This is a genomic window from Psychromonas sp. B3M02 (assembly GCF_003318165.1).
In the GTDB taxonomy this organism is placed as follows: Bacteria; Pseudomonadota; Gammaproteobacteria; order Enterobacterales; family Psychromonadaceae; genus Psychromonas.
Genome location: NZ_QOCB01000117.1, coordinates 1 through 10,030 on the forward strand (window position 1 = coordinate 1; position 10,030 = coordinate 10,030).

The 10,030-nt window shown below is 36.6% G+C and carries 10 protein-coding genes; 6 read left to right on the forward strand and 4 right to left on the reverse strand.

Going from position 1 to position 10,030, the window contains the following annotated elements; genetic code table 11:
• Positions 1-38 precede the first annotated feature (38 nt).
• The gene (locus DS885_RS13300; protein ID WP_113819915.1) at positions 39-1,073 is read right to left on the reverse strand and encodes a glycosyltransferase family 9 protein; all 1,035 of its coding nucleotides are present in this window, start codon (positions 1,071-1,073) and stop codon (positions 39-41) included.
• 36 nt (positions 1,074-1,109) lie between these two features.
• Between DS885_RS13300 and DS885_RS13305 the strand changes: the two genes are divergently transcribed.
• The gene (locus tag DS885_RS13305; protein WP_113819916.1) at positions 1,110-1,814 is read left to right on the forward strand and encodes a 3-deoxy-D-manno-octulosonic acid kinase; all 705 of its coding nucleotides are present in this window, start codon (positions 1,110-1,112) and stop codon (positions 1,812-1,814) included.
• Here the strand turns inward: DS885_RS13305 and waaA are convergent.
• Positions 1,795-3,081, reverse strand: coding sequence for a lipid IV(A) 3-deoxy-D-manno-octulosonic acid transferase (gene waaA / locus DS885_RS13310; RefSeq protein ID WP_113819917.1), 1,287 nt, complete (start codon positions 3,079-3,081; stop codon positions 1,795-1,797). The two genes, DS885_RS13305 and waaA, sit on opposite strands and share 20 nt — an antisense overlap.
• Before the next feature lie 83 nt (positions 3,082-3,164).
• Between waaA and DS885_RS13315 the strand changes: the two genes are divergently transcribed.
• Both DS885_RS13315 and DS885_RS13320 read left to right on the forward strand, forming a co-directional pair.
• The gene (locus DS885_RS13315; protein ID WP_113819918.1) at positions 3,165-4,214 is read left to right on the forward strand and encodes a UDP-N-acetylglucosamine 2-epimerase; all 1,050 of its coding nucleotides are present in this window, start codon (positions 3,165-3,167) and stop codon (positions 4,212-4,214) included.
• A 264-nt stretch (positions 4,215-4,478) separates the two neighbouring features.
• A complete protein-coding gene (locus DS885_RS13320) occupies positions 4,479-5,576 on the forward strand; it encodes a glycosyltransferase (protein ID WP_220149701.1) in 1,098 nt (365 codons plus the stop codon).
• A 139-nt stretch (positions 5,577-5,715) separates the two neighbouring features.
• Here DS885_RS13320 and DS885_RS13325 read toward each other — a convergent pair whose 3' ends face one another.
• Both DS885_RS13325 and DS885_RS13330 read right to left on the reverse strand, forming a co-directional pair.
• The gene (locus DS885_RS13325; RefSeq protein WP_113819920.1) at positions 5,716-6,558 is read right to left on the reverse strand and encodes a hypothetical protein; all 843 of its coding nucleotides are present in this window, start codon (positions 6,556-6,558) and stop codon (positions 5,716-5,718) included.
• Between the two features lie 2 nt (positions 6,559-6,560).
• Positions 6,561-7,403, reverse strand: coding sequence for a glycosyltransferase family 2 protein (locus DS885_RS13330; RefSeq protein WP_113819921.1), 843 nt, complete (start codon positions 7,401-7,403; stop codon positions 6,561-6,563).
• Positions 7,404-7,797: 394 nt separating this feature from the next.
• On the opposite strand from DS885_RS13330, the gene glpE reads away from it, so the two are divergent.
• From glpE to DS885_RS13345, 3 genes are all read left to right on the forward strand, one after another.
• Positions 7,798-8,109, forward strand: a complete 312-nt coding sequence (gene glpE, locus DS885_RS13335; RefSeq protein WP_113819922.1) for a thiosulfate sulfurtransferase GlpE — start codon at positions 7,798-7,800, stop codon at positions 8,107-8,109.
• A gap of 50 nt (positions 8,110-8,159) precedes the next feature.
• Entirely contained in the window at positions 8,160-8,510 is a 351-nt protein-coding gene (locus tag DS885_RS13340; protein WP_113819923.1) for a DUF6572 domain-containing protein, read from the forward strand.
• Positions 8,511-8,741: 231 nt separating this feature from the next.
• On the forward strand, positions 8,742-10,030 hold a 1,289-nt coding region (locus DS885_RS13345), incomplete at its 3' end, for a transketolase family protein (protein WP_309472396.1).

Genomic DNA, 10,030 nt, shown 5'->3' on the forward strand with positions numbered 1-10,030 from the left:
ATTTTTAGTATAGTTAAATTTCTATAAAATTTAGTCATCTAAGCATTGTTTATTTTCTTTATTATATCTTCTATGTTTATATCTTGCATAACATATGAACCTTTTACTCTAGTTGACCATGATAACTCATTTAAAGGTTTTTTATGCTGTAATTCAACATGCTTTTCATACACGCTGACCACATTATCTTGGCTTAAATAAGGGCCTGTTCTGAGTGGGTTACTGTGACCGTATAAGCCAATGACTGGTGTGCCTTGTGTTGTTGCTATATGCGCTGGTCCTGAGTCTGGAGCCAATACAACTTGTGCTTGTTTCAGCGTTGCTGTGAGTTGTTTTAATGTGGTTTTGCCAATGAGGTTGATTGCAGATTGCTGCATCAATTTTTGAATGTTCTCACCTAAAGTGATTTCTCTGGGGGCAGGAGAACCACATAGAGCAACTTCAAAACCTTTCTCTATGGCGTAATCTGCAATAGCTGCATAGCGCTCTGTTAACCAATTACGCTCATCTTTACTTGCAGCTGGGCTAATAACAAAGAGTGGCTTACCTGATGGGCTAATGCTCTGTGCGAAGTTGATATCTGACTCGCTGAGTGGAATGTGCCATGTTGGTGTGGTTTTCTCAATGCCAAGGTAATAAGCGAATTCAAAGAAACTATCTAATACATGTTGGGACGCGGTATCCGGGACTTTTTTATTGGTGAATAGCCATTGTCCCTCTTTAGCACGTTTTCGGTTAAACCCTACTTTGTATTTTGCTTTTATTCCAATGGTTAATGCGCTGGCTCTTAATGCGAGCTGCATATGTAATAGCGCATCAAATTTTCTACCAGAAAGCTGCTTCCAAATTGCTTTCATTCCTTGATAACCCGTTTTTTTATCGAAAACGATTACTTCAACATTGGGCAAGTCATTTAATAACTGCGCTTCAATTTTCCCCATAATCCAGGTGATTTTGGTCGTTGGCCATTGTTTTTGAATAGCTTGCACCATCGCCACTGCATGGCATACATCCCCAATTGCAGAAAGGCGTAGTAAGCAAATAGATTTTGGTGCAGATGTAAATAGAGGCATGTTAGTATCTTATCTTTAAAGTAAATGGAATAAGTCATGTTGAAAACGATTGAGCAAAACTCTCTGTATATAGTGTTTGATGATAGCTTAATTAGCGATGATATTGAACGTTGTTTTGATGCTCAATACTGGCAACATAAAGATAAAGTCACTGGCTCAGCAACAGGGCGTGGCACAACATGGTTTGTTCAGTTAAAGACAATACAAGCAGCGCTTCGTCATTATCGACGCGGCGGTTTGTTTGGCAAGATTATTTCAGACCATTATTTTTTTACTGGTTGGCAAGATACACGTTCGGTTGCAGAGTTTCATTTACTTAAAACTTTAAAAGACCTTGATGTAAATGTGCCCACGCCGATCGCTGCTAGAGTGGTTAAAAAAGGCATTACTTATCAAGCTGACTTACTGTCTGAAAAAATCCCAAATGCACAAGATCTGGTGAGCATTTTACAGCAACGTCAACTCAATGAGGTTGAGTACCAAGCTATTGCATTGCAAATCAAAAAAATGCATCAAGCACAGGTTAACCATACCGATTTAAATATTCACAATATTTTGTTAGATCAACAAGGTAAAGCTTGGATTATCGATTTTGATAAGTGCTATGAGCAAGCTGATCACGAATGGAAAGAAGGCAACTTGAAGCGCTTATTACGTTCTTTTAACAAAGAAGTTAATAAGCGCCAAATTAAGTGGGGTATTAAAGACTGGGAATGCTTAATTAAAGCTTATCATCAATAATATTTTGTATTGCTTTACTGGTTATATTGAGTGCCCCTTGATTGTTTTCTACAAAATCGAGGGCTAGCTGTCCTTGTTGCTCTTGCATCTGCTTATTCTCAAACAACTCCTTTACAGTATGAGCAATTTCTTCTGCGTCTTGGCAAATAGTGCAGGCGCCTAGCGCTGTTAACTGTTCGGTGATCTCTTTAAAATTAAAGTAACTAGGGCCATTCAAAATAGGCTTTTTGAGGGCCGCTGCTTCCAGTAAATTATGACCACCGACTTTATCGCCAATTAAGCTTCCAGCGATAAAGCATATATCCGCTGCGCCTAACAACGTCATCATTTCCCCCATTGAGTCACCTAAGTAGACTTGAGTATGTGTTGTAACGGGCTGTTCGCTACTGCGTGAAATGACTGACAACCCACTATTAGCAATTAACTTTTCCACTGAACGGAAGCGTTCTGGGTGACGTGGCACAATAATCAATAATGCCTCTTGGGTGTTTGTTAACACTTGCTGGTGGGCTGCGATAATCTGTTCATCTTCACCTTTATGTGTACTTGCAGCAATCCATATAGGTCGCGTATTTCCTAGGGTTGACCTTAAATTCCGTGCTGCGTCTAATTGTGCGTGAGTCGCTTTAATGTCGAATTTAATTGAGCCTGTTATTTGTGTCTGTTGCTTTGAAAGACCAAGGTTAATAAAACGTTGTGCATCTTGCTGAGTTTGAGCCAGCACAAAGTTTATATTGCTTAGTAACAGGTTAAATATGAAAGGAAACTTTTTGTAACGTACAGCCGATCTTTCTGATAATCGAGCATTAATAACGGTCACAGGGATATTCATTTTTTGACAGTAATATAATGTATTAGGCCAAAGCTCAGTTTCCATAATAAACAATGCTCTAGGTTGCATACGGTTGATAAAGCTTTTAATAGCAAAAGGGAAGTCTAAAGGCATGTAACGGTGCTCAACTAAACCTCCTAGTTTCTTGACCTCATCTGCACCTGTACTGGTAGTCGTTGTCATTATAATGTTGAGTGAAGGTTTTTGCTTCTTGAGTGCTTTAATGAGAGGAGTAATAGCAACCACTTCCCCTACAGAAACAGCATGAACCCAAATTGGCTTCTCAAATGGTTTTTGAATAACTGGAGTTACTCCGAAATGCTCTTTCCAACGTTTTCCAAATTTAGGTTTGTTGGGTTTAGATTTATATAGACCAATTAAAAAAACTGGGGCCACCAATATTAATAAAAGTCGGTAAGTTAAACGTATAAGCATATGATCAATTATTCACTGTTTGCCAAAAAGATGTAGTGTACACTACTATTCTTTGTTTTTAGTTCAAAATGTAGGGTAAATCAATGCATGCATCACCATCAAATATAGAAAGAAAACCCTTAAAATTTCTTTTTTATGTAGAGCAAAATTACGCTTTCGATATTCTTCGCCCAATACAGATTGAAGCTATTAACCAAGGTTACCAAGTAAAATGGCTCATTGTCGGAAATGACGCTTCTGTTCAATATTTGCGAGATGATGAGAAAATGCTAGCCTCCATTGATGATGCAATTGCTTTTAAACCTGATGCAGTGTTTGTCCCTGGTAATCATGTTCCTGGTTTTATACCTGGTATTAAAGTACAAGTTTTTCATGGGATAAATCAAAGTAAACGAGGTAATGTTTATCCTGAAAGAGGACTTTTTGATCTTTATTGTACAGAAGGGCCACAGCGAACAGGCATGTTGCTGAAAGCAATTAAAGATAAAACGCATTGCAAAGTAGTTGAAACAGGGTGGGTAAAATTAGATGCTTTATTCCAGTATCAAGCTTCAGATACTTTTTCACGTCCACAAATATTATTTTCATCGACTTTTTCAGCTTCATTATCCTGTGCTGAACTTGTATATGAAGAGATTAAGCGGCTGAGTGATGATAGTCAGTGGCAATGGATAGTGACATTACACCCTAAAATGGCGAAACAGACAGTACAAAAGTATAAAAATTTACAAGGAGATAATTTAGTCTTTTTTGGTAATGATCAAGTTATTGAGGCTTTGCACCGAGCGGATATAATGATTTGTGATAATTCCTCAATCTTTCAAGAGTTTCTGTTATTAAATAAACCTGTTGTTACAGTTAATAATAGATCACCGTTAGACTGTTTTATTAATATTACTGACGCTGCGGAGCTAAAAGGAGCGATTCAGCAAGCTCTATCACCTTCTTCTAATTTAATAGATAAAATTAAAGCTTATGGTCCGGCCATAACGCCTTACTTAGATGGGAACTCATCTAGTCGTATTTTATCGGCTGTTGAAGAGATGATCGCAGATGGCTGGCAAGACACCAAACCACGTAATATTATTCAAAATTTTAAAATGCGTAAAAAGCTAAAGTATTGGAAATATTAAATAAATAACCGATTAGTTTAATGTTTAGGTTTTACTTATCTGATTTGATTGGTGTTAAGGGATAAGATACTCTACACATAATATACTTATTGTTTATAGTTTTTGATAACTAGCCATTAAAGCAGAAAAATAGATGGCTATTTTTCTAGAGTTAAGTTGATTATTCAAAATTAATTAACACTCTTTACTCGTACTCTTTTAGATTAATGCATTCCTTTTAAGAGTCGGTCTTTATTTTATCAATTTTTTGGATTTTAAATTAACATGATCAATGTTTTAGCAGTGACACACCATGCTCGTGAAAATATTAACCCTATACGTCCTGAAGCATCTCAAATAATAGGGTTACATAAAACGGGGAAAGTGAAAGTGGTTGCTTTATGTAATCCCAACTCACCACTTATTGCTTTATTTGAGTCGCATGGCATAGAAGTGTTCACTGATAAGCTAAATCAGAAATTTTCATTAACCACTATTAAAAAAATCAAACAGCTGATTAAAGATCGCGATATAAAAATTCTTCATCTTTTTAATAATATCGCTTGCTGTAATGGCGCGATGGCGGCTATCGGTACAGACGTTAAAGCAATTGCTTACAGAGGACAGACTGGGAATATGAGCCGGATAGATCCTTTAAGTTATTTAACATTACTTCACCCTCGCTTAGATAAAATTATTTGTGTTGCAAAGGCTGTTGAGCTAGAGCTTAAAACGCACTTAGGTCGACATAAAGATAAAGCGGTGACCGTTTATAAAGGCCACGATAGTAGCTGGTATCAAAATCCAAAGGCTGATCTGTCTGGATTAAAGCTACCTGAAGACAGTTTTATTATTTCTCTAGTTGCTAATTTAAGACCGCGTAAAGGCTTACCTGTTTTAATGGAAGCGTTATCTTTATTGCCTAAGGATACAAACCTGGATGTTTTATTAGTCGGGGCGGATCCTTCATCAGAAAAAATACAGGCGTTAATTGAATCAAGTGGACGTGTTGGTCGAGTACATGCGCTAGGTTATCGAACCGATGCGCCAGAAGTCGCTGCTGCCTCTGATTTAACCGTATTACCAACAACCAAACGAGAAGGCTTATGTCGTGCTGTATTAGAAGCTAACTCATATGGTGTCCCTGCCATTGTATCTGATACAGGTGGTAATGCCGAGTTAGTGAAAGATGGTCATTCAGGTATTGTTGTTCCGCCATCTAAACCTCAAGAGTTAGCTGATGCCATTATGCAGTTATATAATGATAGAGCGTTATGTGCACTTTACGGTAAAAATGCCAAAGAAAGAGCGGTGAATAAATTTAATGTAGAACAAGGTGTCGATGCTACTTTAAAAGTTTATCAATCATTATTATCTTCATGATATCTTTCTTATTTTAAATATTATTTAATTACTTATTTGTAATGAACTCTAATTTATATTTGGTATGGAATTAGAGTATTCTTTCATGTATGAGATTGTATTTTAAGCTAGTGTAATAGTAACCTTACGTATCTGTTATCTAGCTTGATAGTTTTGAATACCTTTTTTCAGCACTTCTTTTTAGCTTAAAAATAGTTCTATTGATGGAGGCTCCTGGATTCATTATGTTCCATTTTAGGAAGTGATATAAAATAGTTATTTTTCTTTTTTTAGTGTTTTTTCTCGTAGGGTTTCTTTTTAAGTAGCTGTAAAAACGCCCTAAGTTTTTACGCTTTCTTGCATGTGATGAAAATTCAGTAATATCAATTTTATTGTCTATAAACTTTGATACTAAAGTCGATAAATAGCGAATATAACTTAATGACTCGATAACCTGGTGTCCAACAGAGTAAAACCTTAAGTATTTTGTATGTTTAGGGAATTGTAATGCGCATTGTTTATCAACTGGACAAAGCGGGTCGTAAATTAGAGTTATTTCCCCATTAAAATTTGATGCATAATCGAACTTTATTTCAGAATAGATACTCGGAGGTAAGTTCATTGGGGTTATTAATAATAGTCTATCAATTTTTAATTTAGTCGCATAGATTGATAATGCAAATGCGCCCATGCTTGCTCCGTACCCTAAGCGCTCGGGAAACACTTCAAGATGAGGTATTAGTTTATTAATATATTCTTGAACTTCTGGAATAACAAACCAATGTTTATTGTTGATTGCGGTGAACGTTATTACATTAACATTCATTTTTTCTAAGCAAGAAAACCCCCAACCATTTTTCCCATTAATAATATCCTTATCACTTAGCACATAACCTGCTGGTGAAAAAGTAATAACAATAGGGGCTTTATTGTTAAAAATTCGATATTGCACTAGCACTTTATTAGCGATATTTTCTCTAGAGTTACACTTTAGGCTTTTCATGATCACTTACCAAAGTGGACTTTACGATAACGAGGTTTCAAAAAGATACAATTTCGAATGAAACGTTGTGCCCATTTCTTGTCGCTGCTTCCAAAATCATGTGCGCCACCTTTATTGTAATCATAGAGCACTCGAGATATGTGGTAACTTCTATCACCGGCCATCTCTAACATAGGTAATGTGAATGTTTTATCATCACAACGTCTTACATATTCATAAGTGGATGTAACAATATCTTCATATTGAACTTTTCTCAAATGAGACCAAGTTATTAATTGACCTTTACGTAATGCATTTTTAATTGTTTTTTCGTAGCATTTTCTAGTGATAGTTAAATCAGTTTTATTAATTTTATTCCAAAGTTTGTACTTGAATGTTTTTAAGTGTGATGCCCTCCATTTAAAAAACCTGAATAAATTAAAGTAAGTAGCTATTTTAGGATAAGGTTTACAGTTTTTATCTTTAATTCCATCTGATTGGAATGAACCATAAGTCATTAAGCATTGCTGCTTTGTGTAGACTTCTTTTAGATAACTTAATACATCGGTGGAAGAAAGTTTGTCATCACCATCGACCAGTACTATCACATCTTCATCTTCTGGATTAGCGGCTTTTATACAAGTACAGATATTACCCATAGAAAACAGTTTATTTTGGTGTTTAATAAGGTGGAATCGTTTGTCATCTTTTATATTTTCTTCAATAACTTGGCAACTATTGTCGGTAGAAAGGTCATCTCCAAAATAAACCTCAAAATTTGTATAGTCTTGTTGCTTAAGTATCTCTATGTTGGCTTTTAGTTCATCAGCCATATTGTAGACTGCACTTATTATTATAAATTTCATTAAAGAGGTACCTGTAAATTAAACTGTATTCGTATCCATGTTTGATATTGAAGTGCTAATATCAAAATATCGTCCATTATTGTATTTTTACTTAAGAACTCGAAAGTTTCAGTAATATTATAGTCAACATATTGTATGTTATTTATTAAACTTCGAAAATGATACCCTTTTGGGGTTAGTGTTTATTTTTATCCATTATGTAGCAATTCTTTGTCGTTGCCTTTATGTTATTGTTTATTATAGTTGATAGAGACTGTTTTGTAATAACAATGATATCTTTTTGTATTAGCCGTCACCTTGTAATAACATAAAAATCATCGGTATATATTTTTATACGATAAAATAATTACCTACCTTTGCATTGATAAATGTTTAATTAATAAAGGAACAAAAAATGTCCACATTTAAGCTAATAGAAATAGCTGAAACCAAACAACGTTTAGAGAATGAAGAGGCTGTTCTTGTGGATACGCGTGATGCGCAGTCTTATGCTGCTGATCATGCAGAAGGTGCTTTTAATTTAAATAACGAAACACTGAAAGCGTTTTTTGAAAAAGTGCAGTTTGATACGCCTGTTTTTGTCGTTTGTTATCATGGGAATAGTAGTAAAGGTGTTGCTCAATATTTAGCTGACCAAGGTTATAAAGACACTTATAGCGTTGAAGGTGGAATGGCGATGTGGCGCGAATTATACCCTCTTACTTAAATGGAATTTATTCTTCCCCCTCGAATTGATAAAGAATGTTAGGAACGGCAATGAGCGTAGTTGAAACAGATAGCATTGATGCTATTGGTATGGAAAAAGAAGCGAAACGCGTATTTTTGAGTATTATCGACCCGTTAGTATGGGACCATGATGATGTGCATCTTTTTACCTTACAGGAAAAAATTAATACTTATTTGTATTTTATTGAGTCGGGTGAGTTACTCAAGGCATTACCCGATGCGGAAGGGTTTGATATTGCGATAGAGTTAATTCTTAAGCATATGCCAACGGATCAAGCGATTACCTTTTTTGATAAAACCACACAAATCTTATTGGATCAGGGAATTATTTTTGTTTTTGGTCCAAACAAAAATACAGGCTACGCTGAACAACAAAGCTAGTTCATGGCGTTTTATTAAGGGTATTTAATATGCCCTTAATTATTTTATTTCATATTATTGAGCTCCATTTTTGCATTTTCTATGCGATTCTCCAGTTAAACTTTATTTTCTCCAATTATGTGATCAATTTGTAAATTATCGTTTGCCCCCGTACCACGTATTTGTGATAATCCGCACCAGATATATCCGCACATATTCTTTATTAAATCTAAATGTAATCAGGAGAAACAGATGCCTTCTCGTCAAGAGTTAGCTAATGCCATTCGTGCCCTTAGTATGGATGCAGTTCAACAAGCCAATTCAGGTCACCCTGGCGCACCAATGGGGATGGCTGATATTGCACAAGTGCTATGGACTGACTTCCTAAAGCACAACCCAACTAACCCAGATTGGGCTGACCGCGACCGCTTTATTCTATCTAACGGTCATGGCTCAATGCTTATCTATTCTCTATTGCATCTAACTGGTTATGACCTTTCAATCGAAGACCTTAAAAACTTCCGTCAACTGCACTCAAAAACACCGGGCCACCCAGAGTATGGTTACGCACCAGGTATTGAAACAACGACGGGTCCACTAGGCCAAGGTATTACTAATGCCGTAGGTATGGCGATTGCTGAAAAATCATTGGCAGCGCAATTCAACCAAGACGGTCACGAGATTGTTGATCACAACACTTATGCCTTCTTAGGCGATGGTTGTTTAATGGAAGGTATCTCGCATGAAGCTTGCTCTTTAGCGGGTACATTAGGTTTAGGTAAACTAATTGCATTCTGGGATGACAACGGTATCTCAATCGATGGTGAAGTAGAAGGTTGGTTCACTGATGATACGCCTAAACGTTTTGAATCTTACGGATGGCAAGTACTGTCAGTAGACGGTCACAATGCAGAAGCAATTAAAGCGGCGATTATTTCTGCTAAAGCAGAAACCACTAAACCAACGATTATCTGTTGTAAAACCATTATCGGTTTTGGCTCTCCGGCTAAGCAAGGTACACACGATTGTCACGGCGCACCTTTAGGCCACGATGAAATCGCAGCAACACGCAAAGCGCTAGGTTGGGAGCACGGTCCATTTGAAATTCCTGCTGACGTTTATGCAGGTTGGGATAACAAAACACAAGGTCAAGCAGCAGAGCAATCTTGGGATGAGAAATTCGCAGCGTATGCAGCGGCTTACCCAGAGCTAGCAGCAGAATACAAACGTCGTGTTAATAACGAACTACCTGCTGAGTGGGAAGAAAAATCTTCAGCTTACATTGCTGACTTACAAGCAAACCAAGCAAATATTGCAACACGTAAAGCCTCACAAAACTGTATCGAAGCTTACGGCGCAATGCTACCTGAATTATTAGGTGGCTCTGCAGATTTAGCACCATCTAACCTCACTATGTGGTCTGGTACTAAAGCGATTACCGCTGATGATGCTTCAGGTAACTACTTGCACTACGGTGTTCGTGAGTTTGCAATGGCCGCTATCATTAACGGTATTGCGTTGCATAAAGGTTTTGTCCCTTA